This is a genomic window from Roseibium sp. SCP14 (genome assembly GCF_040329475.1).
GTDB lineage: Bacteria > Pseudomonadota > Alphaproteobacteria > Rhizobiales > Stappiaceae > Roseibium.
In genome coordinates, this window is the sequence record NZ_JBDZYH010000001.1 from 81,453 (window position 1) to 103,868 (window position 22,416).

General features: G+C 56.4%; 22 protein-coding genes and 1 riboswitch. Of the genes, 8 read left to right on the forward strand and 14 right to left on the reverse strand.

Annotated elements, in window-relative coordinates; all coding sequences use genetic code 11:
• Position 1: 1 nt before the first annotated feature.
• The 3 genes from ABLQ08_RS00415 to cydD form a co-directional block, all read right to left on the reverse strand.
• Entirely contained in the window at positions 2-1,606 is a 1,605-nt protein-coding gene (locus tag ABLQ08_RS00415; RefSeq protein WP_352938127.1) for a cytochrome ubiquinol oxidase subunit I, read from the reverse strand.
• A 305-nt stretch (positions 1,607-1,911) separates the two neighbouring features.
• Positions 1,912-3,561, reverse strand: a complete 1,650-nt coding sequence (gene cydC / locus ABLQ08_RS00420; RefSeq protein ID WP_352938130.1) for a thiol reductant ABC exporter subunit CydC — start codon at positions 3,559-3,561, stop codon at positions 1,912-1,914.
• Positions 3,558-5,384, reverse strand: a complete 1,827-nt coding sequence (gene cydD, locus ABLQ08_RS00425) for a thiol reductant ABC exporter subunit CydD (RefSeq protein WP_352938132.1) — start codon at positions 5,382-5,384, stop codon at positions 3,558-3,560. The genes cydC and cydD overlap by 4 nt, the downstream gene beginning before the upstream one ends.
• Positions 5,385-5,604: 220 nt before the next feature.
• Here cydD and ABLQ08_RS00430 point away from each other — a divergent pair, with 220 nt between their 5' ends.
• Positions 5,605-5,922, forward strand: a complete 318-nt coding sequence (locus tag ABLQ08_RS00430; protein WP_352938135.1) for a hypothetical protein — start codon at positions 5,605-5,607, stop codon at positions 5,920-5,922.
• Between the two features lie 67 nt (positions 5,923-5,989).
• Here ABLQ08_RS00430 and ABLQ08_RS00435 read toward each other — a convergent pair whose 3' ends face one another.
• Both ABLQ08_RS00435 and ABLQ08_RS00440 read right to left on the reverse strand, forming a co-directional pair.
• On the reverse strand, positions 5,990-6,394 hold the full coding sequence (locus ABLQ08_RS00435) for a nuclear transport factor 2 family protein (protein ID WP_352938137.1): 405 nt from the start codon (positions 6,392-6,394) through the stop codon (positions 5,990-5,992).
• 361 nt (positions 6,395-6,755) lie between these two features.
• The gene (locus ABLQ08_RS00440; RefSeq protein ID WP_352938139.1) at positions 6,756-8,255 is read right to left on the reverse strand and encodes a CoA-acylating methylmalonate-semialdehyde dehydrogenase; all 1,500 of its coding nucleotides are present in this window, start codon (positions 8,253-8,255) and stop codon (positions 6,756-6,758) included.
• 304 nt (positions 8,256-8,559) lie between these two features.
• Between ABLQ08_RS00440 and ABLQ08_RS00445 the strand changes: the two genes are divergently transcribed.
• Positions 8,560-9,441 carry a LysR family transcriptional regulator gene (locus tag ABLQ08_RS00445; RefSeq protein ID WP_352938141.1) on the forward strand — a complete coding sequence of 294 codons (882 nt, stop codon included), beginning with the start codon at positions 8,560-8,562 and terminating at the stop codon, positions 9,439-9,441.
• 91 nt (positions 9,442-9,532) lie between these two features.
• Here the strand turns inward: ABLQ08_RS00445 and ABLQ08_RS00450 are convergent, their stop codons facing one another.
• The 5 genes from ABLQ08_RS00450 to ABLQ08_RS00470 all read right to left on the reverse strand — a co-directional run bounded on the left by ABLQ08_RS00450 (position 9,533) and on the right by ABLQ08_RS00470 (position 12,918).
• On the reverse strand, positions 9,533-10,138 hold the full coding sequence (locus ABLQ08_RS00450; RefSeq protein ID WP_352938144.1) for a thiamine phosphate synthase: 606 nt from the start codon (positions 10,136-10,138) through the stop codon (positions 9,533-9,535).
• Positions 10,135-10,908, reverse strand: a complete 774-nt coding sequence (locus ABLQ08_RS00455) for a thiazole synthase (protein WP_352938147.1) — start codon at positions 10,906-10,908, stop codon at positions 10,135-10,137. The genes ABLQ08_RS00450 and ABLQ08_RS00455 overlap by 4 nt, the downstream gene beginning before the upstream one ends.
• Before the next feature lie 5 nt (positions 10,909-10,913).
• Positions 10,914-11,111: a sulfur carrier protein ThiS gene (gene thiS, locus ABLQ08_RS00460; RefSeq protein ID WP_352938150.1), complete on the reverse strand. Its 198-nt coding sequence runs from the start codon at positions 11,109-11,111 to the stop codon at positions 10,914-10,916.
• A complete protein-coding gene (gene thiO, locus ABLQ08_RS00465; protein WP_352938152.1) occupies positions 11,095-12,072 on the reverse strand; it encodes a glycine oxidase ThiO in 978 nt (325 codons plus the stop codon). The genes thiS and thiO overlap by 17 nt, the downstream gene beginning before the upstream one ends.
• A 134-nt stretch (positions 12,073-12,206) precedes the next feature.
• Positions 12,207-12,332: riboswitch (TPP riboswitch) on the reverse strand.
• A 61-nt stretch (positions 12,333-12,393) separates the two neighbouring features.
• Positions 12,394-12,918 carry a DNA topology modulation protein FlaR gene (locus tag ABLQ08_RS00470; protein ID WP_352938155.1) on the reverse strand — a complete coding sequence of 175 codons (525 nt, stop codon included), beginning with the start codon at positions 12,916-12,918 and terminating at the stop codon, positions 12,394-12,396.
• Positions 12,919-13,064: 146 nt separating this feature from the next.
• Between ABLQ08_RS00470 and ABLQ08_RS00475 the strand changes: the two genes are divergently transcribed.
• Positions 13,065-14,000: a pirin family protein gene (locus ABLQ08_RS00475; protein WP_352938157.1), complete on the forward strand. Its 936-nt coding sequence runs from the start codon at positions 13,065-13,067 to the stop codon at positions 13,998-14,000.
• Here the strand turns inward: ABLQ08_RS00475 and ABLQ08_RS00480 are convergent.
• A complete protein-coding gene (locus ABLQ08_RS00480) occupies positions 13,969-14,946 on the reverse strand; it encodes a DUF6030 family protein (RefSeq protein WP_352938159.1) in 978 nt (325 codons plus the stop codon). The genes ABLQ08_RS00475 and ABLQ08_RS00480 overlap by 32 nt on opposite strands.
• Before the next feature lie 151 nt (positions 14,947-15,097).
• Between ABLQ08_RS00480 and ABLQ08_RS00485 the strand changes: the two genes are divergently transcribed.
• On the forward strand, positions 15,098-15,814 hold the full coding sequence (locus ABLQ08_RS00485) for a class II aldolase/adducin family protein (RefSeq protein ID WP_352938161.1): 717 nt from the start codon (positions 15,098-15,100) through the stop codon (positions 15,812-15,814).
• Between the two features lies 1 nt (position 15,815).
• The gene (locus ABLQ08_RS00490; RefSeq protein WP_352938163.1) at positions 15,816-16,709 is read left to right on the forward strand and encodes an ROK family protein; all 894 of its coding nucleotides are present in this window, start codon (positions 15,816-15,818) and stop codon (positions 16,707-16,709) included.
• Positions 16,710-16,712: 3 nt separating this feature from the next.
• Here the strand turns inward: ABLQ08_RS00490 and ABLQ08_RS00495 are convergent, their stop codons facing one another.
• Positions 16,713-17,711: a DMT family transporter gene (locus ABLQ08_RS00495; protein ID WP_352938165.1), complete on the reverse strand. Its 999-nt coding sequence runs from the start codon at positions 17,709-17,711 to the stop codon at positions 16,713-16,715.
• 242 nt (positions 17,712-17,953) lie between these two features.
• On the opposite strand from ABLQ08_RS00495, the gene ABLQ08_RS00500 reads away from it, so the two are divergent.
• Positions 17,954-18,532: a MarR family winged helix-turn-helix transcriptional regulator gene (locus tag ABLQ08_RS00500; protein WP_352938168.1), complete on the forward strand. Its 579-nt coding sequence runs from the start codon at positions 17,954-17,956 to the stop codon at positions 18,530-18,532.
• Positions 18,533-18,574: 42 nt separating this feature from the next.
• Here the strand turns inward: ABLQ08_RS00500 and ABLQ08_RS00505 are convergent, their stop codons facing one another.
• The gene (locus ABLQ08_RS00505; RefSeq protein ID WP_352938171.1) at positions 18,575-19,441 is read right to left on the reverse strand and encodes a LysR family transcriptional regulator; all 867 of its coding nucleotides are present in this window, start codon (positions 19,439-19,441) and stop codon (positions 18,575-18,577) included.
• Positions 19,442-19,536: 95 nt separating this feature from the next.
• Here ABLQ08_RS00505 and tmpA point away from each other — a divergent pair, with 95 nt between their 5' ends.
• Positions 19,537-20,679 carry a 2-trimethylaminoethylphosphonate dioxygenase gene (tmpA, locus tag ABLQ08_RS00510; RefSeq protein WP_352938174.1) on the forward strand — a complete coding sequence of 381 codons (1,143 nt, stop codon included), beginning with the start codon at positions 19,537-19,539 and terminating at the stop codon, positions 20,677-20,679.
• Positions 20,676-21,272, forward strand: a complete 597-nt coding sequence (tmpB, locus tag ABLQ08_RS00515; protein ID WP_352938177.1) for a (R)-1-hydroxy-2-trimethylaminoethylphosphonate oxygenase — start codon at positions 20,676-20,678, stop codon at positions 21,270-21,272. The genes tmpA and tmpB overlap by 4 nt, the downstream gene beginning before the upstream one ends.
• Positions 21,273-21,323: 51 nt before the next feature.
• Here the strand turns inward: tmpB and ABLQ08_RS00520 are convergent, their stop codons facing one another.
• The gene (locus ABLQ08_RS00520; protein ID WP_352938180.1) at positions 21,324-22,361 is read right to left on the reverse strand and encodes a M23 family metallopeptidase; all 1,038 of its coding nucleotides are present in this window, start codon (positions 22,359-22,361) and stop codon (positions 21,324-21,326) included.
• Positions 22,362-22,416 lie beyond the last annotated feature (55 nt).

The window sequence follows — 22,416 nt, forward strand, 5'->3', positions numbered from 1 at the left end:
ATTACTCCGCTGGAACAGGGGCTGCGCCGGCAACCGGGCGGCTGGCTTCGGGTGACTGGCTATCCGCCGGTACACCGTCGTCGGGACCAATCTTGATGTATTTGATCATCAAGGCGATCTCGACCACCAGCAGTGTGCTGTAAAGCGCCACAAAACCGGCGAGCGTCAGCAGAACCTCAGTTACGGTAAGACTGGAATGCGCCACTGATGTCGGCAGCATACTCTCGATGATCCAGGGCTGACGGCCATACTCGGCGACGAACCAGCCCATCTCGCAGGCGATCCAGGGCAATGGAATTGACCAGACCGCGACATGCAGCAGCCAGCGGCGCTTTTCCCGGAGTTCGTCCAGCTTGCCGGACGAGGAATAGTAGAAGAACACCGATGTGATCAGGATGAAGAAGAAGCCGCACGCCACCATGATCCTGAAGGCATAGAACATCGGGAAGACGTTGGGCACGGTTGACCACGCAGCCTGCTCGACCTGCTCGGTGGTTGCTTCCATCGGATTGTCGGTGAACGGCAACAGAAGATAGGCGTAACCAAGCGAGTTTTCGTTCTGGCGGAAAGTCTCGCGCACGTCTTCGCTGACGGTTTCGGGATTGGCCCGGATCTGCTGAAGGGCGTCCCAGGCGATTGCTCCCTGGCGAATACGATCCTTCGAGCGGTCAACCAGCTCCTTGATGCCCGGAATGACATCCGTCAGTGAGCGAGTGGCAATCAGACCCATCACATAAGGCACCTCGATTGCGAAGAGGTTCTCGCGCTTTTCCATGTCCGGCCAGGCAACGATGTTGAAAGATGCGGGAGCCGGTTCGGTTTCCCACATGGCTTCCATCGTTGCCAGTTTCATTTTCTGGTTCAGGTTGGCCTCATAGCCGCTCTCGTCGCCGAGGACGACCACGGACAGAGCCGATGCAAAACCGAAGGCTGATGCGATTGCCATTGAACGTTTGGCGATCGCAATGTGCCGGCCGTGAAGCATGTACCAGGCCGAAACCCCGAGCATGAACATGGCGGCGGTCACGTAACCGGCCGAAACGGTGTGAACGAACTTTGCCTGAGCGACCGGATTGAACAGAACTTCAAAGAAGCTTGTGACTTCCATGCGCATCGTGTCCGGATTGAACATCGAACCAACCGGATTCTGCATCCAGCCGTTCGCGATGAGGATCCAGAGGGCGGAGAAGTTTGTTCCCAGTGCCACGGCCCAGGTTGCAGCAAGATGCTGTCGTCTGGAAAGCTTGTCCCAACCGAAGAAGAAGAGGCCGACAAAGGTCGCTTCCATGAAGAAGGCCATCAGACCTTCGATCGCGAGCGGAGCACCGAAGACATCACCGACATATTGACTGAAATAGGCCCAGTTCATTCCGAACTGGAATTCCATGGTAAGGCCCGTTGCCACCCCAAGGACAAAGTTGATCCCGAAGAGCGTACCCCAGAACTTGACCATGCGTTTCCAGATCTCGCGACCGGTCATGACGTAGACCGTCTCCATGGTCGCGAGCAGAACGGAAAGCCCGATGGTCAAGGGTACGAACAGGAAGTGGTAGAGCGCTGTCATGGCAAATTGCAGCCGGGACAGGTCAACGACGTTTAATTCCATCCTCTTCCCCCTTTTCAAGCCGGAACAGACTTGAGCACGAAGCCAGGCAAAGACGTCAGAGTTTCAAGACAATCCGGCAGGGCCAAATCGTCCGATCACGTCGGACGGCGGATCCATGCCAATTCCGTCAACCAATTGTCTAAAAATACGAGTCTTCAACCACGGTGATCGTGGCCCAGCCACCCGGCAAGGTCAATGCGGCAGATCGTAATGGACAACCGGAAAGTGCAGAAAAACGGATTGGAATCGTTGGGAAAACGGAAACAATCCTACCCTGGGTGCGCATATTGACGCGCAGGCATTTCCTATAATTGCACAACCCTGTCGGCTGCATTCAGCTCCAGTTTCTTATGGGCAATCATCAGAACGGCTGCGCCTCCCCGGAACTCAAGGAACCTTGCCAATACTTCACTGGCGGTTTGCGCGTCGAGCCCTTCCGTCATCTCATCGAGTATGAAAAGATCCGGTCTGGTCAAAAACGCCCGGGCAAGGGCAAGGCGTCGGCATTCTCCTCCCGAAAGGCCCAGTCCGCCTTCCCCCAGAACCGTTTGCAATCCGTTGCGGTTTTTTGAAATCCGGTCGGCAAGCGCGGCCTTCTCCAATGCCGACCAGAGGTCTGAGTCGCCAGCCTCGGCATTTGCGATCCGCAAGTTGGCGGCGACGGTATCGTTGAAGATATAAGGTCGCTGGCTGAGCACGGTCACCGAACGGCGCAGATGTTGCTCGTCCCAAAACGCCAGTTCCCTGCCCTTCAGAACGACCTGTCCTTCGTCAGGCACCCGAAGCCGCGAAGCAAGCGCCGCGACAGTGCTTTTGCCGCAGCCACTGCGTCCTGCAATCGCAACAACTTCCCCTGGTTCGATCTGCATCGACAGATTTTCAAGAACGTTCCGTTTTGCGCCTGGATAGCGGAACAACACGCCAGCGAAGCGCAGAACGGCTTTATCCGGATCAGACTGATCAGGCTCTCCAGTGCTCGTTGTACCTGCCTGCTCTCGTGATCTGCCCACCTCTGTCGTCAGCGACCTTCGAATGGCCAGGATGGTTCTTGGCAAGCGAACGAGCCCTGCCAAAGGTTGACCAAGGATCTCCGGCAGGGCCATGACCACCAGAACCAGTCCGGCGGCGAACGGCACACTCAACGCTTTGGTCGATGCGCTCCACACGCAGATGAACAACGTCATCGCAAGGAAAGATTGCCCGACAAAAAGCGAGATGCCGTTCAATCTGTCGGCTCGCCGATCTTCAATGTCTTCCGCGTGAGAAAGCTTCCGATCTGCTGCCAGGACACGATCCGCTGCCCATTCCAGCCCTCCATAGATCGCCAGGTCCCTTCGTCCGGCGGCAAGATCGGCCGCGCGCAAACGCATCGCATCCGATGCCGCATCCACTCTTCTGGCAGTTTTGCGATCCGCCCCCGCATAAGCAAACCAGAACAGAGCAGCCCAAACGGCAAGGAAGATTAGCCCCATGAGAAACAGCGGCACTGAAATCGACATCCAGATTGCCAGGAGGGCGACCGCAACGAGAATTGCCAGCACCAGGGGAACAACAAGGCGCAAATAGACCGAGTCCAACGTCGTGATATCGATCGTCAACCGATTTAGCAGGAGGGCGGATCGAGCCCCCTTGGCACCACGCTCGGCATAAACGGCAAACAGACGATTTCTCAGGTCCGTCAGAAATCGGAAGGTCGCATCGTGGGTCAGAACGCGTTCACCGTATCGACCAGCGGTTCTTGCGATCGCCAGGGCACGGATAATCGCGCTTGGTACAAAGATGTTCAGAAAAACACCGCTAAGACCGGCAACGGCGGCTGCAGTGATGAACCATCCCGAAACTCCGAGAAGAAGAACTCCCGCGGCCGCCGGCAGCAGCGCCACCAGAATACCGAGCCAGAAATGCAGCCGGTCATGCCGGTACTGGCTCAACACGAATTGCCAGACCAAATTCATTCGGCAACCTCCTGCGCCGAAATCGCATTCAAGGCCCGCATATCCAACTGACGGCCGGACATATTCAAAACAGCAGGATCATGGGTGGCGATCAGAGTGGTCCTTTCAGACGACAATTGCCGCAAGCCATTTATGACGTCTTGCGCCGTCTCCTCGTCCAGTCCTGCGGTTGGCTCGTCGGCAAGCAGGATGCCTGCGTTTTTCCGCATGGCCGCACGGGCCAGCGCCACACGCCGCATTTCACCTACCGACAGACCAAAGCCGTCCTCTCCGAGAGGCGTATCCAACCCTTGAGGCAAACGCCCGACCAATCCGTCCGCGCCGGCCAGTTTCAAGGCTGCCCAGATCTCTTCGTCTTTGACGCTGGAAGCGTCTTCCGCGCCCATCAGCAAATTTGCTTTCAAGCTGCCATGGAAAAGTCGGGGGGCCTGTCCAAGCCACATGACGTTTCGACGCAATTGGGAAACGACTTCCTGGACAGGACAACCAGCGATCCTGATCTCGCCCTGGTCCGGAACATGAAATCCAAGAACGCAGTCAAGCAACGTGGTCTTGCCGCTGCCGCTCTCGCCCTTGAGGAGAACTGTGTCACCGGGCTGGATGTTCAGATCCAGATCCTTGAAAACAGGTTGCCCAGCCAGGCAAAGCGAGACTCCGGAAAACTCGATGGATGGCGGCGTTGCGACTTCGGTCACGTTTGCCTGTATCGCCGTTTCGGCCGGCCTTTTTTGCCAATCTCCAACGACCTTTTCACCCGCTTGAATATCATTCAGGAGCGATTCCAGCTTTTCCTGGGCCGCAAGACCGGCTGAGCGGTCGTGATAAGCTGCAGCGAAAGCTCTGAGCGGGGCAAAAAACTCCGGTGCCAACAACAACACGAACAAGCCAACCGGAAAACTGAGCGCTCCACTCCAGGTGCCGACCCGGATATCTCCAAGCAGGGAAAACCCGACATAGACCGCGCAAAAGGCAATTCCGAGTGCAGAAAACAGTTCCAAAACGGTGGAGGACAGGAATGCGATTTTCAGAACCCGCATTGTGCCTACCCGAAACCGCTCGCCCGCCGTGGCGATGTCATCCTTCGTTCTTTGCAACGCACCGAAAAGGGTCAGCGTTTCCAGTCCCCTTATGCGGTCGAGAAGCGTTCCGCCAAGCCGGGTGAGTTCCTCCTGCTGTGCGGCGCTTGCTGCCTTGGCCCTTGTTCCGACCAAGGCCATGAACACTGGAATGAGCGGTCCGCAGATCAGCAGGATCAGCGCAGCCAGCCAGCTGAAAACTGCCGTCGCAAGAACGATCGCAATCGGCACGATCTTCAGACGAACCGATTGTGGTGCGAAATTTCGATAATACGGCCCAAGCAGATCGATCTGATCGGTCACATGAGCTGCAAACGCACCTGAAGCCGGAAAGCTTGCGGCAGGAGAGCTGGCGATGGCAGCGTTCAAAAGCGCTTCCCGCGCCCGCGACTGGATTTCACGCGCGCTTTTTCGCGCAATATTCGAGGCGCGATTTTGCAACAGGACCCGCAGCAAAGCGACGGCCATGATGCCGAAACCGGAAGAAAACGATACCCACCAAATTGAGGTACTTGCGGGCGGCACTTTGCTCAGGCCTGCGGTTGCGCTCAGAAGCATTCCCAATGCAAATGCGATCAGAGCGGCTTGCGAGATCCAGAGCAGATCCGAGACAGCCATCAAAGTGCCCGCACGCCGCAGGCATTTCGTTTCACCCGGCAATGGCTGTCCAATAGCAGCCACACCTTGAACCGACGCGATCGCCTCCCCTCCCAGATCACTTGTTTTGTGTCGTTCGGTCTCTGCCATGAATGGCTTGGTGCCGTCCTGATGTTGAAGGGGCAACGTGCCACATTGCCCCGGCTGATTTTCCTCTGGTTGGATGAATGCCACACTATGGCAAATCGAGCAATTTCCACTGCAAGGACATTTAATTCAGAGTTGGGGAATTGTCCTGACAGGATGGTGTCAGGAGGCCTGTGCGATGTTTGTCTCAAGGGAATATCCCCTTTAAAACATGGAGATAGACATGAATGAACCGTGCCTCGAACTGGTAATATTCAAGGTCAAGGATGCAGATAAGGCCCGCATCGCGCGTCGTGCAGCGCAAGACACCGTCAAACACTATGACGGGTTCATTTCATGGTCAGCCTATGAGTCCTGTGAAGACCGCAATCTATTTGCCGATGTCGTTCTCTGGAAGGACCTGGATGCAGCGAAAACGGCTGCGCAGAAAGTCATGAAAGATCCCGGCTTTGCCGCCGTGATGGCGGAAATCGACGGCCTTGTAACCATGTCGCACTATCAGATCGATCAAATGGTTGAAGCGGAAGCCATCGCTGCCTGAGCCCGAACCCGTCAGAAGAGGCGGCAATGCAAATCCGCCTCTTTTGTCGACAACGAGCCGATTTCTGTCAGCTGGCCTCGTTTTCTTCGATCACCGAGGCCACAAGAGCTGAATCGAGATAGGCACGCACTTTGCTGATCATTCCGCTGTCATCAAATGTGCAAACCCAGCAATATCGGTTGTCAAAGGGCTTGCCATTCGCGGCAGTTGAAAGCGACTGCATCTCGACAATCGCCACCTGACCGTCGACGTAAACGTCGACGACCTTCAGCACAACTCCTTCATTCAGAATCTTGTTCAGCCGTTCGAAGGTTGCGTGCAGAAAATCGGATTTGCTGGAGTACGTCCCGGCCAGCGGATGTGTCCCCATTACCGTCCAGCTGACGTCGTCCCGAACGCGTGCAAAAAACACGTCGCCATGCCCGGTCTCAAGATTTCTGAAAAGTTCGCGGACTTGTTCTTTCTGTATCATGTAAGATCGCTTTCCCGGCAGGATTCACCCGAAAAAGCAGGCTCCCGCCAATTGATCTATCAAAATATTGATGCGGTTTATCCGCGTTTGAAACATAGCGAGCTGTATCGACGGTGCCTAGCCGGTTGAAACAGATCTACTCAATCCTCGTTCTCCAGCTGTGCCGCGTTCAGGCCAACGACACTGCGAAACGACACCAGCGATAAGATCGCCGGAACCTTTGAGCAACATCCGTTCGATTGACTTTGGCACCTCAAACCCAAGTCTTATCTGTTACGGTCGAGCCGCAAATATCGACATGTTGTAAAACGCAAGACGGCGCCAAATGGCGCCGTCAATTCTTTCAGAATGTGGTCAGACCTTACTTCATCGTCGGAATGACGAATTCCGCACCGTCCTTGAGACCGGACGGCCAACGGGAGGTCACGGTCTTGGTACGGGTGTAGAATTTGAACCCGTCCGGGCCGTGCTGGTTCAGATCGCCGAAGCCGGACTTCTTCCAGCCGCCGAAGGTGTGGTATGCGAGCGGCACCGGGATCGGCACGTTGATGCCAACCATGCCAATGTTGATACGGGACGCGAAGTCACGCGCGGTGTCGCCGTCACGGGTGAAGATCGCGGTGCCGTTGCCGTATTCATGGCTCAGCGGCAGGTCGAGAGCTTCCTCGTAGGTTTCTGCGCGGACAACGGAAAGAACCGGACCGAAGATTTCGGTCTTGTAGATATCCATTTCCTTGGTGACGTTGTCGAACAGGCAGCCACCCATGAAGTAGCCGTTTTCATAGCCCTGCATGGAGAAATCACGGCCATCGACAACGAGGTTCGCTCCTTCCTTGACGCCCTGGTCGACAAGACCTTTGACGCGTGCAAGTGCTTCCTTGGTGACCAGCGGGCCGAAGTCGACGTCATCGCCGGCGGTGTACGGTCCGATCTTCAGGGCTTCGACTTTCGGAGCCAGCTTTTCGATCAGAGCATTTGCGGTGCTTTCGCCAACCGGAACAGCGACGGAGACGGCCATGCAGCGCTCGCCGGCTGCGCCGTAACCAGCACCGATCAGAGCGTTTGCTGCCTGATCCATGTCGGCGTCCGGCATGATGATCATGTGGTTCTTGGCGCCGCCGAAGCACTGGGCGCGCTTGCCGTTGGCAGTTGCGCGGGAATAGACATACTGGGCGATCGGGGTGGAACCGACGAACCCGACGGCCTGGATGGCTTCATCGTCGCAGATCGCGTCAACAGCGCTCTTGTCACCATTGACGACGTTCAGGACACCTGCAGGCAGACCGGCTTCGATCATCAGCTCCGCAAGCATGATCGGCACGGACGGGTCGCGCTCGGACGGCTTCAGGATGAAGGCGTTACCGCAGGCGATTGCCGGACAGAACTTCCACATCGGGATCATGGCCGGGAAGTTGAACGGCGTGATGCCGGCAACAACGCCAAGCGGCTGGCGCATGGAGTACATGTCGATGCCCGGACCAGCGCCTTCGGTGAACTCGCCTTTCAGCATGTGCGGTGCGCCGATGCAGAACTCAGCGACTTCCAGGCCACGGATCACGTCGCCCTTTGCATCCGGCAGGGTTTTGCCGTGTTCGCGGGAAAGCGCTTCGGCCAGCTTGTCCATGTCGCGGTTGAGAAGCTCAACAAACTTCATCATCACGCGGGCGCGGCGCTGCGGGTTGGTGGCTGCCCAGGCAGGCTGCACTTCAACCGCGTTGGCGATGGCTGCGTCCATTTCAGCCTGGCTGGCAAGTGCGACCTGAGCCTGGATTTCACCAGTGGCCGGATTGTAAACGTCGGCGTAGCGACCAGAGGTGCCCTCGACGTGCTTGCCATTAATAAAATGACCGATCTTCTGCATCTGAGTATCTCCCGTGATGTCAGGGCCTGTCAGCCTGCTGCCGCATGACCCGTCTTATCGTCCGGATCTTTGTCGCTTTTATTTTTGCAATATACAAGATCCAGTTTTCCGCATCTGTTGTGCATTTTTTATAGTTATGGCATTTGAATGAGTTCAAGATTTCAAGTCACTCCGGATGCGATCCGGCGGACCATGCCTAGACAGTGCCTATTAACGAACGAAGTCTCGCCCGCCAAAAAGCAATGACACGTGTGACCGGTGATCCCTTTGACAGTCGGGAAAATAACATGGGAAGCGAACGGAAATGAACTGGGATGATATCCGTATTTTCCTGAGCATTGCGCGCACAGGTCAGATCCTTGCGGCAGCGCGGCGGCTTGGACTGAACCATGCAACGGTCGCGCGTCGCCTGACTGCACTTGAAGAAAGCCTCGGCGCCCGGCTGTTCGACCGATCAACATCAGGCTGTCTCCTGACCGCAGCCGGGACGCGGTTCTTCGATCGTGCGGAAAGAATGGAGGCCGAAGCGGTTGCTGCCGAAGCCGACCTTGGCGGCGATACGCCTGAAATTTCCGGCACTGTTCGCATCGGTGCACCGGACGGGTTCGGCGTCGCCTATCTCGCCCCACGGCTCGGCAAGCTCTCGGAAAAACATCCGGGTCTCAAGGTGCAGCTGGTTCCGGTGCCCAGATCGTTCTCACTCTCAAGACGGGAAGCCGACATCGCAGTCACCATCGACCGCCCGGAAACGGGCCGCCTGGTTGCTGGAAAGCTCGTTGACTATGCCCTTGGTCTTTATGCTTCCAAGGACTATCTCAAGGAACACGGAACACCCAGGTCACCCAGCGATCTAAACGCGCACGATCTTATCGATTACGTTGAAGATCTGCTCTATTCCCCTTCCCTGAACTACAGCGCAGATTTCACCAAGAACTGGTCCGCCCGATTTGAGATCGCTTCCGCCCTCGGTCAGACCGAGGCTGTCCGGGCCGGTGCGGGCATTGGTATTCTGCACGATTTTATCGCCCGCGGAGACAATGCATTGGTTGAAGTTCTGCCAGACATCAAACTCCGGCGGGCCTACTGGATGGTCACCCACGAAAGCTCCCGCCCCTTGCGCCATGTCGCAGCCGTGCAGGAATTTCTGCGCGATCAGGTCGCGCGCGATAAAGTCATTTTTGGCTAGGAAAATATCTATTTGTCTCGAAGGTTTCCATCACACGGATTGGACTGATGAAACCGTTCAGTTCGTAAGAAATACAAGCGGTTTGGTTTCATTAGCGCCATTTTTGGGTAACTGAAATCCACTCTCGTGTCCTTGTCTCTGGATCCGGATTCAAGGTGATGTCCGTCACGACGGCAGCGCTGTCCGCGCCGTTTTTGAACACGCCCTCAAGGCGTTCAGGATTAAGTCCACCGATCGCCACAAGCGGCAAACCGCCGATCTGCTGCTTCCATCTGCCGATCTTTTCGAGGCCCTGCGGAGCCCATTTCATTTTCTTCAAAATGGTTGGATAGACCGGGCCCAGCGCCACGTAGTCCGGGTCAACTGAGAGTGCGGTATCCAGTTCCTCGCCGTCATGTGTCGATACCCCAAGGCGCAGTCCTGCCCTTCGGATCGCCGTCACATCCGCATCCGCCAGATCTTCCTGGCCGAGATGAACAAAGTCGCAACCTTCATCGATGGCGAGCTGCCAATAGTCGTTGATGATCAATTGGCAACCATGTCTTTTGCAGATCGTCTTTGATGCTGCGATTTCTTTACGCAGTACCGCCTCCGGCTTGTCCTTGATGCGCAATTGGACCAGCTTGACGCCAAGCGGGATCAGCCGTCCGATCCACTCGGAACTGTCAACGATCAGGTAAAACGGGTCGAGTTTCATTCAAATACTGCCATGCCAATTACAGGGGTTGAGGGAACGGCCATGTCGCGTGGGTCCAGCGGTTGGGCTTCGAATGCCTGGCGCCCCGCCTCGACGGCCTTTGAAAAAGCTTCTGCCATCGCAACAGGATCACCGGCCTTTGCGACAGCTGTATTCAAGAGAACCGCGTCAAAGCCGAACTCCATGACCTGAGCGGCGTGAGACGGACGACCAAGACCGGCGTCCACGACAAGCGGAACGCCGGGGAAATGAGCGCGATAGGCTCTAAGAGCATCGGGATTGACCGGTCCCCGTGCAGACCCGATCGGTGCACACCAGGGCATCAACACCTGGCATCCTGCTTCCAGCAGCCTTTCACCGACAACGATGTCATCCGTGGTGTATGGAAAGACTTTGAAACCGTCTTCGCACAGAATTCGTGCAGCCTCCACCAATCCAAATACATCCGGCTGCAAGCTGTCATGATGGCCTATGACCTCCAGCTTGATCCAATCTGTTCCGAACAACTCCCGCGCCATCTTCGCAGTGGTTACGGCCTCTTTCACAGAATGACATCCGGCAGTGTTGGGAAGCACGCGCACATTCAGCTGGCGGATGAGGTCCCAGAACTTGCCACCAGCACCGGTTCCTGCTGCTTCGCGGCGCAAGGAAACGGTCAGTATTACACTACCTGATCGCATTGCTGCATCTGAAAGGATTTTCGGCGACGGATATTGCGCTGTTCCCAGAAGCAAGCGGGAAGAAATCACCTCGCCATAAAACTCAAGCATGGTCCTCACCCTCCCTGCATGGGAGACAGGATCTCGATCCGATCCCCTTCAAGAAGCTCGCAGCTGGCACGTTCTTCAGCAGAAACAAGCTCGCTGTTGCGCGCTGTGGCAAGAAAATCGTGTTCATAGGCCAGTTCATCCAGAAGCCCTGAGAGGGTCGAACTGGTCACCTCCTGCTCTTCGCCGTTAATGATGAGTTTCAAGGGTGGTCTCCTTGGAAGAAAGGAACAGGGTTTCGGCGGCCTGTGCCGCAAAATGCGGAGCCAGCAGGAAACCGTGACGGTAGAAGCCATTCAGGCTCAGGACCCGGCCGTCAAAGTTGATGCGCGGCAGATTGTCGGCATAGGCCGGGCGAACACCCACGCCTGTCTCAATGATCTTGGCTTCAGCGAAAGCCGGGTGAAGGCTATAGGCAGCGTTCAGCAGTTCCATGGTGGAGCGAACACTGACCGGGCCGTCATCGGCACTTTCGATCATCGTTGCCCCGACCATGAAGTGGTTGTTGTCCCGAGGCACGATATAGACCGGAATGCGCGGATGAAGCATTCTAACGGGCCTGGACAACGTGATCTCTGGTGCGTGCAGGATCAGCATTTCCCCGCGCACTGCCCTCAACTCCTTTTCTTTCGACGCCATACCTATGCAATCGGCGATGAAATTCGTATCCACCTTCGGTTCTTCTGGTCCGAAGAAGGTTCTAACACCCAGTCTGGAAACCGTTTCTTCAAGCTGGATCAAGGCTTTTCGCGGATCCAGGTGAGCCTCCTTCGGGAAGAACAGTCCTTTGGAAAATCTCCCCTCCAGGTCGGGCTCAAGACCTGTTACCCCGGCCCCATCCACCCATTCGTAGCCGCTCGTACGTCCGGCGAAGCGACTGAGTTCGGCGATATCACGAGGTGGCGCAACGACCAGGGTACCTTTGTGCGAAACCGCACCCGGCAACGCTTTTGCCCACCAGTCGACCGACTTTTTTCCATAAGCGAGAACGTCTTCTTCGGCATTTTCACGCTCACACCACGGTGCCAGCATGCCACCGGCCAGCCAGGAAGCACTTCTGGTCAAGCCTTCACGGATCTCAAACAAGGTGACTTCGGCACCCCGCTTGCGAAGTTCGTATGCGAGCGACAACCCGGCAACACCTGCTCCGCGGATCAGGACCCTCATGTCTTTGCACCTGCGCCTGAGACACCTTGCACGACGTTTCACTCCTGCAGGGCCAACCAAAGGCCTTACATTCTTTTTCGTCAGGGGCTGTCGGGGATGCGCTTGACTGCATGCGCCGGACAAATGGTCCTCGCGCGCCGTCAGGGCCACCATCCCTTCGCCAGCATGACCTGGATCAGGTTCTTCGGGTCCCTGCGCTGTGCGTGTTACCGCACCCTGCAGCATCTCAGCCCCATGACGGGACACCCCGGGTGAGCCCCGTTTGTGCCGTCGGCACGCACGTTCTGTCAAGACATCTCAGCGTGTGTCCGCTCCCTGTCTTCAGGTTTCCGGTGACAGGTCATCCAAAAACGCACGCGTCTCTTTCAGACTGGAAAACTTCAGAACAGTCAGATGCGGCGGCGGAGCTGTGTAGATCCGAAGCAGCTTGGCGCGTGCGCTATGCCGGGTGCGCCAGATGAACCGCACGAACTCGACGGTTTGGCCGTTGAAACGCTCCGGACACCCTTCCGGCAAATCAGGCCGGCTTTTGCCGTAATATTGAAGAGAGCGTTTCAGAACCCGAAAGATCCGCAACCAGACCGGAACATCCAACCAGATGAATGTGTCCGCCCGATCAACCCGTTCCGCGTAAGTGCTCGAATGACCACCTTCGAAGATCCATTCGCTCTTCATGTGAACCTGATGCGTCAGCGCATCTTTTTCCTGTCTGGGTCTTTCAACCCAGCCAGGCAGCCAGTGAATGTGGTCCATGTTGTAGACGGGCAAACCCGTCCGCTGACCGAGCTGGTGCGCGAGCGTGCTTTTGCCCGAACCGGGACCTCCGACGATCATCACGCGTTTCATGAAACACCTTTTGGGGCGATTGAGGGCTCGCAGTTATACGCCCTTCTGATTGAAAGAAAAGATGGAAACAGACTGTTCAATGGACACTTACAGGCCTGCGACCCTATCTAACCGGCAGACGCGCTTTTGACTGCAAGGAGAGGCAGATGAGCTGGTTGAACACCCCCGACCCGGTCGCGGGCAATGCCGCAAGTTGCGATCCGATCGATACGATCATTGTTCCCCGGACATCAGACCTGGGCGGCTTTCATGTCCGCCGTGCCCTGCCGTCTCCACGACGGCGCATGATCGGTCCGTTCATCTTTTTCGATCAGATGGGACCAGCGGAGCTGCTTGTCGGCGGTGGTATCGACGTCCGCCCACACCCGCATATCGGTCTCGCGACGGTAACCTACCTGTTTGAGGGCGAAATGTATCATCGGGACAGTCTCGGGACGGAAATCGCGATCTCGCCCGGAGCGCTTAACTGGATGAGTGCCGGCAAAGGCATCGTCCACTCGGAACGCGAACGCCCGGAGCGAAAGCAGGAAACCCGGCAATTGTTCGGCCTTCAAAGTTGGGTTGCTCTACCAAAGCATCTGGAAGAAGGCGATCCGACTTTCCAGCACTTTGGAACCGAACAGCAACCCGAATTCGCGGACAAAGGCGCTTCAGTGAAGCTGATTGCCGGTGACCTTTACGGCCATAAGGCACCGGTAAAAACCGCTTCGGAAATGTTCTACGCGGATATCTCACTGGAACCCGGCGCAAAGATCCCTCTTGATGCCGGCTGGGAAGAACGTGGGCTTTACACAATATCAGGCCGTATATCGATTGCCGGACAGGACTTCGACCCCGCTCAGCTGCTCGTCTTCAAACCTGGCGATCATCTGGTGGTCGAAAACCAATCCCCTGCTCCGGCCCGCTTCGTCGTCCTCGGCGGCGAACCGATGGATGGGAGGCGTTACATCTGGTGGAATTTCGTTTCCTCCTCGAAGGAGCGTATCGAACAGGCCAAGGAGGACTGGCGTCAGGGTCGCTTCGATACGGTGCCGGGCGACGAAAAGGAGTTCATTCCGCTGCCTGACCGTCCCGGTCCTTAGGGTCGCCTCTATTGCTCCAGCCGCTTTCCAATGGCGGCGCCACTTCAAAACGGTCGGCGGGCCGGATCAGGTCCGGTTCGCCGAAATTCAAGATGATGTTCAAGCGCTGGTTCGCCAACGGATCTCCGGTCAGATTCGGGTCTTCCGGCGCGATTGACAGCTGAACTCCTCGATACGTCGTTTCGAGCTGCCTGAAGTCAGCAATCGCCCGCCGAAAGCTATCGGGAACTGTCCAGCCATAGCGTGCCGCGAGTGCATCGATGACCAGCCAGACCGCTTCCTGCCCGATCTCCATTTGGCGCGCATCTTCCACCGCCAGCTTCAGGCGCAAATAGTCGATCTTCTCCTCCGACGGGCCGCGAAGGAGGAAAAACAGGGTCGTTGGCCCAAAGTCAACGCTTGGTGTTGTAAGCAGCACCAGGTCAGACGCACATTGCCAACGGCCCCTTTGAAAAGGCGCCTTCTTCCATCCTCGATTTTCAAGTCCCAGAGCATGCAGCTCGGCGCAAAGCTGATCGGGCTTCCCTAGAAAACCGCGTTTAAGTTTGGCATCCAGTTCCGGTAGCTGGCTGAGAAGAGCCGTTTTTGCTCCTTCATCGAGCCGCACAAGCGGGTCGCGATGGGCTGGAACTTCTTCCGCGTTGTCGGGCATTTTCTGCTTCTGGTGCCAATAAATGGTACCGGAGGCAAATCCTATGGCCAAGATCGCCAGGGTTCCCCAGACATAGTATGGCGTCACTGAGGGTCTTTGAGTGTCCTGTTGTCGAGACTGGTCTGATCCTGGATGCGTCAAACCCCATTCTTCACCGGCATCCTGCTCAGCCCATCGAGGCCCTGAAGCGCGTGCTGTTCCCTGACGTTGAAACTCACGCCGGTGACCTTGTCTTCGCGCACCGGCACCAGCCTTCAGCCAGAGCATCTTCAACTTGTGCGCAAGTCCGGGCATTCAACCTCTGTCAACGTTCCACGCAATTGGTGCGTGCATTTGCGTTTTATCAGCGCAATGCCTTGAAAAGGCAACAGGAACACTGTCATTTAAGCGCCGGTCGAGGATCTCCGACCAGACCATTTCGTTCACTTCCTGAATTGAAGGCCAGATGTCAGACATGGCTCCCTTTCCAGACGATACGGCGGATCTTCGCCACGATATAATCGAAACCGCCCGCGCACTGCCCCGCCTCGGCCTTACCAAAGGCACCTCGGGCAATGTCAGTGCACGCACAAAATCCGGTTTTTTGGTGACGCCTTCCGGCACTCCTTATGAAGACCTGACTGCAGACCGGATCGTTGCGCTGGATTTCGAAGGACGGTACCGCGGAGATACCCTTCCGTCTTCCGAGTGGCGCATGCATCTGGATTTCTATCTCGCCAAACCGTCTTGCGGCGCAGTCGTTCATTGTCATAGTCCCCGCGCAACGGCGCTTTCGTGCCATAGGCGCGGTATTCCGGCATTTCACTACATGGTTGCTCTGGCTGGTGGCGACAGGATCGAGTGCGCAGACTATGCAAGCTTCGGAACACGTGCGCTCTCGGACGCAATGACTGCGGCGCTCGGAGAGCGCAATGCCTGCCTCCTGGCCAATCACGGCCAGATCGCAGGTGGACCGAACCTCAAAAAGGCTTTATCGATTGCTGAAGGAGTTGAGGATCTGGCCGATCAGTACCTGTCCTCTCTGGTCCTGGGGGAACCGGTCATTCTGGACGCTGAGGAAATGGCCGACATTCTGAATAAATTCAAAAGCTACGGCAAACAGACCGACGAACTGGAAGACGGCCAGGCGGCTGCCTTCGAATTGCCGAAACGGGTGGACTGACATGCGATTGGGAATTGATTGGGGCGGAACGAAAATTGAGATTATCGCCCTTTCCGGCGAAGGTGAGGAACTGTTCCGGCAACGGGTTGATACGCCCCGGGACGACTATCAGGGTTGCCTCGCAGCGGTGAAGCACCTGGTCGATGCAGCAGAACATGCAACCGGCCAGCATGGCACGCTGGGCCTTGGCATTCCCGGCTCCCTTTCTCCCAAAACGGGTGTCGTCAAGAACGCAAATTCAACCTGGATGAACGGCAAACCGCTCGACAAGGATCTGGAAGCGGTTCTTGGCCGTCCGGTGCGGATCCAGAACGATGCAAACTGCCTCGCGGTGTCGGAGGCAACCGACGGTGCCGGTGCCGGTGAACACGTTGTCCATGCAATCATCATCGGAACCGGGTGCGGTTCAGGAATCGCGATTGATGCCACAGCCCATCTCGGCGCAAATGGTATCGGAGGCGAATGGGGCGCAATTACCGTTCCCTGGCTCAAGGCAGACGAGTTTCCGGGTCCGGACAGCTGGATCGGCCACAAAGGCGTCATTGACCGCTGGTGTTCCGGCACCGGTTTTCAGCTTCACTACAAGGAGAAAGCCGGCACCTTGCTGAAAGGACACGAGATCATGGCGTTGAAACGGACGGGCGATAAGGTCGCAAACGAGGTTTACGAGGCCTATGTCAGCCGCCTGGCCCGTTGCCTTGCCATGTCTGCCAACCTTCTCGATCCTGATGTCTTCGTCCTCGGTGGCGGCATGTCGAACATAGATGAGCTTTATGAAGACCTTCCGCCGGCGATGATGCCCTTCATCTTTTCCGACACCTTCGACACACCAATCCGCAAGGCCGTTCACGGTGACAGCTCGGGCGTTCGCGGCGCAGCCTGGCTCTGGCACTGAGTTTCAAATGCCCTGGCGGCGGCGACGTCCCAGCGAGACCAAAATGATCCCGATGCCGACGAAAACGACTGCTGCAGCCTTCGCGGCATTGGGAACTTCGCCGAATACCAGATAACCAAGCCCCAGTCCGACGACCGCTGCGACCGAACCGATCTGGCTGAGATAGACCGGACCGGCTGTCTGCTGGAGCCGGAAGTACAGGCCATACTGAAGCGCAAAAATTGCCGTTTGCGACAGAAGCAGAACACTGGCCTCCAGGGTCCAGCTTTCGGGCACGACCGGAACGCCCCAGACGGCTGTGAACGCGGCAAGCGCGAGAAATCCCGTCGCCATCATCCCGAGCGCTAGGTCCACCGGCTTCGCTCCTTCGGGCCATTTCAACGTCCGGTAGATGTTGCCTGAAGCCAAAAAGACAGGGATGGACAGAGCAAAGACCGACCAGAGCGATGCATCAGCGGAAAGATTTGCACCCGACATAGCCAGCAAGACACCGCCGGCAAGACCAAACAGAACACCGGCGCCCATCAGGAACTGGAGGTGCTCAAGTCTCAAGAAAACGGCAATGGCGTAAGTAAGAACCAGCGGGAAGGCAAAACTGAGCGAAACAAATCCAGCGCCTACCTTTGGCGCGGCAACGACAGCGATCATGTTGGGTGCAATGAAGAGAACGCCGCTGATAGCCAGATAGGCAATCAATTGCCTCCGCACCGAAGTGCCGGTGCTCCCTTCCTGTTGCCCATCTGCCCTTGCAACGAGACGCGTCACCATGAACAAGGTGACAGCACCGCCCAGAATTGACCACTGCAGCAGTGCAAGGGGATGCCAGCCGAAATCCGGAGCCGATTTCGCCAGAACCGTTGACACCGCAAGAAAGCTTCCAACGACCAGAAGAAGAACGAAGGGTTTTTCAAAGGCCTTGATGACGTTGGCTTTCAGCTTGGCCCTTACCCGTGTCGTTGATCTTTTTCCGACCTCCGGCAAATCATTCAGCATATCCGCCATAGGACCATCCTTTCTTGCAACGGAATTCGCTCGTTAGGAGCGGCTAGCCGACAGATAGCATTTTTTATCTTTATATCAAGATACTTTATCTCAAGATTCTTGATGCATGTTGACATTTTCAATCTTTCAGACGAGTCTCAGTCTGCGAAAGCAGTTGAAAGAACTTGCCTTTCCGGTGTTCTGATCGCCGGTTCAAGACACGGCGTTTCAATCGCAACAACGATGTTTCGGGAAAATGAGTGATGGCAAAATCACCTGACGAGCCTGGCAAACCTGCCAATCACCTGTTTGGAGACCCGGAAGACCTGTTGCTGGACAGAGCCGAACGCGCCCGACGGCAATGGCAAAAGGAAGTGCCGGAAGTTGCCGACAAACTTACGCCGATGGTCCTTCTCGGACGGCTGAATGAAGCAGCGCAAGTTATGAGCAGGGATTATCTGGTGCCGGCCTACGCGGAAATCGGTCTGAAGATCGGCGAATTCGATGTCCTGGCAACTCTGGTCCGGTCCGGTCCCCCTTACAAGCTGACACCAACGGAGCTCTACCGGACTACGATGATGAGTTCGGGCGGAATGACCGCCAGGTTGGACAAGCTTGAAAAAGCTGGTCTGGTGGAACGTTGTCCGCATCCTGAAGACCGCCGCGCACTGACCGTTTGTTTGACTTCAAAGGGTCTTGAGCTGGTGAAGGGCAAGATCCCGGACTATGTCGAAACTCAGCAAAAGGCAGTCTCAGGCCTTTCAATTGAAGAACAGGATCAATTGTCCACACTTCTGGAAAAACTCATCCGGTCCGCCAACGATCCACTCGCACGCAAATAGTCCGCCCCCTTCGAAGAGTGAAGCGCTCCATTCCTCTGAATTCTAGCCGCTGATTGCCTTCAATCCCTGCTCCAGCAGGTTCCATTGTTGCCTTGAGACAGCATCTTTGGACGCCAGCAGCCAATAGGTTTCGTGATGGGGAAGACTGTCCTGGGAGACCCTGACCAGCCGCCCCGTTTCCAGATCGCTCGAACAAAGCGGCAACGACGCCAGTGCGACACCAAACCCTGCCCTTGCCGCCGACAATGCCGCCGCGAACGTGTCAAACCGCAAGTCCGGCAACGGGGTCGATGGAATGCCAAAGCGCGCAGACCATTCGTGCCATCCCGGACGAGGCCCAACGAGGGCGATGCGTGGAAGGTCTGTCCAGCGCTCTGTTGATCCGGCGACCCGCGGCGCGGCGACTGGAGCCAGTGTTTCGCTGTAGAGCGGCAATTTGTAAGTGACCGGCCAATCGCCTGTTCCATATCGAATTTGTATTGTCCCGCTTTCCTGTGCAGCCTCGCCGGATAGAACCATTGTCCTGAAAGACAATTGCGCGTCGATTTCTTCTCTCAGCCGTTTCAGCCGTGGCAACAGCCATAGCTCAATGATCGAAGAGCTGGCCGAGATGGTCAGCCGTTTTCTCGAGATTCCAAAAAGACCCTCGGAGCTTTCCCGCAGGCTTTCAAGTGCGGAGCGAACATGCGGAAGCCAGGCTTCGCCTTCCACAGTCAATGCGATCTGGCGAGCCTGACGCAGAAACAATTGCGTTTCCAGGCGTTTTTCCAGCTTGCCGATCCGCTGGCTGATTGCTGACTGGGTCAATCCGGTCTCATGAGCAGCGGCGGTAAAACTTCCTAGCCGGGCCGCAACTTCGAACGCACGCACCCATTCCAGAGGTAGATTCTCAAATCTCGATTTATCCATTAGAAATTCGCACCCTTAGCGTCGCAATTCCTAATTTGATTTTATAGAAGGAACGCTTGATCCTGTCATGAACCAAATTGGAGAGGCTTTGGTAAATGATGGACGTAGCGATTTGCGACGACGGCAGTTTTGTCGCACTCAAGGAAGACCAGACCCAACACAGGTTTCACGCGATCTGGCTGCGCGACAATGCCTGGGATTCAGAAACGAGATCTCCTTCAAACGGGCAGCGCCTTATCGCGCTGCGGGACATCAGCCCGGACGTCGGCATCGCATCGGCTGAAATCAGTGGCGACACGTTGAAAGTGACCTTCTCGCCGGAAGACAAGACTGTCGACTATTCGATTTCCTGGCTGCTGGAGAACTCATACGATCACGCTGCACCGGCCGAAAAAGGCTGGCTCGCGCCAATGATCGAGGCCTGGGATGGTGAACTCAACAAGGCCGTCCCTTCAGCAGATTTCGGTGCCGTAAGCTCAAACCCGGCTACCAAGCGCGCCTGGCTTGCGGATGTGGCCAGATACGGTTTCGGCAAGCTTACCGGCGGACCTGTGGAAGACCAGGCTCTCATGAAAGTAGTCGAGCTGTTCGGATTTGTGCGCGAAACAAATTACGGTCGCCACTTCGAAGTCCGGACTGAGGTCAATCCAACAAACCTGGCCTTCACAGGACTTGGATTGCAGGCACACACCGACAACCCTTACCGGGATCCGGTTCCCTCTGTTCAGGTTCTTTATTGCCTGGAAAGTTCGGCAGCAGGCGGAGAGAACATGGTTGTCGACGGCTTCCGTGCCGCCCTGCGCCTGAAAGAAGAAAATCCGGATTGGTTCGATGTTCTGAGCAAATACTGCGCCCGTTTCGAATATGCAGGCGAACAGGGCGTGGTTTTGCGATCTCGCAGACCGATGATCGAACTGGCGCCGGACGGAGAACTGGTCGCCGTTCGGTTCAACAACCGCTCGGCCGCCGCCATCACCGATGTGCCTTTTGAAGACATGGCGACTTACTATGCAGCCTACCGCCGCCTCGGTGAAATCATCGATGATCCGGCTATGGAAGTGACCTTCAGGCTTGAGCCGGGCGAGTGTTTCGTGGTCGACAACACACGCGTCCTGCATGCACGCAAGGCATATTCCGGCACGGGAACCCGCTGGCTTCAGGGATGTTATTCCGACAAGGACGGTCTTCTTTCCACACTTGCAGCACTTGAAACCACAACATCCGAGGCTGCGGAATGAGCAAGCCGGATTTTTCCACCCTGACACGTGACAACATTGTCGCGTTCATCGGTGACATCTTTGAGCGGTGCGGTGACGAAGAGTATCTCGGCGAACCCGTGACCATGGCTCAACACATGCTGCAGGGCGCCACGATCGCGGAGCAGAACGGACTCGATGAAGAAATCATCGTTGGTGCACTGCTCCACGATATCGGGCACTTCACCTCCGAGTTCGGAACCTTCACCATGGATGATACCGAGGACCGCTACCACGAAGAAGCTGGAGCCAAAGTCCTCAGCGCCTTTTTTCCATCCGTCATCGTCGATTGCGTGAAATATCACGTTGCCGCAAAACGGTACCTGTGTGCGACGAAACCGGACTATTTCAAACGCCTGTCCGAAGCCTCGGTTCATTCGCTCAACCTTCAGGGTGGACCGATGAACGATGAGGAAGTGGCGGAGTTTGAGAAAAATCCGAACCTGAAGAAGATCATTCAGGTGCGCTACCTTGATGAAGCAGGCAAGCAGGCGGACATGGAAACGCCGGACTTCTGGCACTTTGCTCCCATGGTCCAGCGTATTGTCGACAAGTATCAGGTTTCAGAAATCTGAACTGTTCGCTGCCGGAACCCGGTTCCGGCAGCGTTTCATTCTGGCAACCACCTAACCGCCGAGCATGATGCGTTCTGATTGCTCCAGGATTTTTACGCCGTTCCTGATCAAGGTTGCCGTGCCGACATATTCGCCCGTCGGCCATGCCTCAATCTTCAGTTTGCGGCCTGCGAACGCAACCCATTGAGCCTTGTTTCGGTCAAGGGGATTGCCTTCCGTTTCGGCTATGATGCCGGTCGGTCCGACAAGACGCAGGGCAACGCGGTCTCCCTTTTGCAAATTGATGAGTCGGGCAAAAAAGACGAGCGCTGGCGAGTTGGCTGCCGGTTCGTTCACCTTTTCCGTTTCAAGGTCCAAAGTTGAGACCCGGTTGTCCGCGAATCCGGTTTGGATGATTGATCCATCTGCATCCTCCACCAGTTCGGCAACATCGCCCTGCCAGAGAGTTCCATCGAACTCAATTGCACCGGCGTCACCTGCCAGACAATAGTCTTTCCGGTTGGCGGTAGCTTCCCTTGTGCGCAGGAACGGATCTATCATGACCCCGTCTTTACGCACCGCCAGGTGCACATGCGGAAACGCCGCAAACCCGGAATATCCGACCTCCCCGAGCTTTTGCCCCCGCTCCACCCGATCACCAGCGCCGACCACAACGGACGATTGCCGCAAATGGCAATATTGGGTCTGCCAATCCCCACCGTGGTCAATCAGCACGCCATTGCCGCATTCCTTGCCCTGGACACGCGCCCTGTCTTCATTTGTCAGAACCAGCTTGTCCGGTGTATCGCTGCGCACGGACCTGACGACACCCGGCGCAGCTGCGACGACATCTGCAGTTTTTTCAGTGCTCAAGACCCGAAAGTCAGTCCCCTTGTGACCGTCATAACTTGCCCGATTGCAGAACGCGGTTAGAACCTCAGAACCGGGATCGATGTCGACATAGTTCTGAACGAAGCAATCATGCCCCAGCTTGCAATCAAGTGGCAGGGTCAGTTCCAGTTCCTGCGCAGTCGCCGAAGCCAAAGCGATGAAACTGAAACAGCACCAGATCGCCACAGCCAGGGTGACTGAGCCAAAGCGCCACAGCATGATTTCTTTCCTTTCCAAACGCGGTCCCGTTCAAGTAGCCTTGAGTTGCAATCAG

Coding starts and splice junctions, on each gene's coding strand:
- ABLQ08_RS00415 (WP_352938127.1), bottom strand. CDS start 1,606: ATGGAATTAAACGTCGTTGACCTGTCCCGGCTGCAATTTGCCATGACA.
- cydC (WP_352938130.1), bottom strand. CDS start 3,561: ATGAATTTGGTCTGGCAATTCGTGTTGAGCCAGTACCGGCATGACCGG.
- cydD (WP_352938132.1), bottom strand. CDS start 5,384: ATGGCAGAGACCGAACGACACAAAACAAGTGATCTGGGAGGGGAGGCG.
- ABLQ08_RS00430 (WP_352938135.1), top strand. CDS start 5,605: ATGAATGAACCGTGCCTCGAACTGGTAATATTCAAGGTCAAGGATGCA.
- ABLQ08_RS00435 (WP_352938137.1), bottom strand. CDS start 6,394: ATGATACAGAAAGAACAAGTCCGCGAACTTTTCAGAAATCTTGAGACC.
- ABLQ08_RS00440 (WP_352938139.1), bottom strand. CDS start 8,255: ATGCAGAAGATCGGTCATTTTATTAATGGCAAGCACGTCGAGGGCACC.
- ABLQ08_RS00445 (WP_352938141.1), top strand. CDS start 8,560: ATGAACTGGGATGATATCCGTATTTTCCTGAGCATTGCGCGCACAGGT.
- ABLQ08_RS00450 (WP_352938144.1), bottom strand. CDS start 10,138: ATGAAACTCGACCCGTTTTACCTGATCGTTGACAGTTCCGAGTGGATC.
- ABLQ08_RS00455 (WP_352938147.1), bottom strand. CDS start 10,908: ATGCTTGAGTTTTATGGCGAGGTGATTTCTTCCCGCTTGCTTCTGGGA.
- thiO (WP_352938152.1), bottom strand. CDS start 12,072: ATGAGGGTCCTGATCCGCGGAGCAGGTGTTGCCGGGTTGTCGCTCGCA.
- ABLQ08_RS00470 (WP_352938155.1), bottom strand. CDS start 12,918: ATGAAACGCGTGATGATCGTCGGAGGTCCCGGTTCGGGCAAAAGCACG.
- ABLQ08_RS00475 (WP_352938157.1), top strand. CDS start 13,065: ATGAGCTGGTTGAACACCCCCGACCCGGTCGCGGGCAATGCCGCAAGT.
- ABLQ08_RS00480 (WP_352938159.1), bottom strand. CDS start 14,946: ATGCCCGGACTTGCGCACAAGTTGAAGATGCTCTGGCTGAAGGCTGGT.
- ABLQ08_RS00485 (WP_352938161.1), top strand. CDS start 15,098: ATGTCAGACATGGCTCCCTTTCCAGACGATACGGCGGATCTTCGCCAC.
- ABLQ08_RS00490 (WP_352938163.1), top strand. CDS start 15,816: ATGCGATTGGGAATTGATTGGGGCGGAACGAAAATTGAGATTATCGCC.
- ABLQ08_RS00495 (WP_352938165.1), bottom strand. CDS start 17,711: ATGGCGGATATGCTGAATGATTTGCCGGAGGTCGGAAAAAGATCAACG.
- ABLQ08_RS00500 (WP_352938168.1), top strand. CDS start 17,954: ATGGCAAAATCACCTGACGAGCCTGGCAAACCTGCCAATCACCTGTTT.
- ABLQ08_RS00505 (WP_352938171.1), bottom strand. CDS start 19,441: ATGGATAAATCGAGATTTGAGAATCTACCTCTGGAATGGGTGCGTGCG.
- tmpA (WP_352938174.1), top strand. CDS start 19,537: ATGATGGACGTAGCGATTTGCGACGACGGCAGTTTTGTCGCACTCAAG.
- tmpB (WP_352938177.1), top strand. CDS start 20,676: ATGAGCAAGCCGGATTTTTCCACCCTGACACGTGACAACATTGTCGCG.
- ABLQ08_RS00520 (WP_352938180.1), bottom strand. CDS start 22,361: ATGCTGTGGCGCTTTGGCTCAGTCACCCTGGCTGTGGCGATCTGGTGC.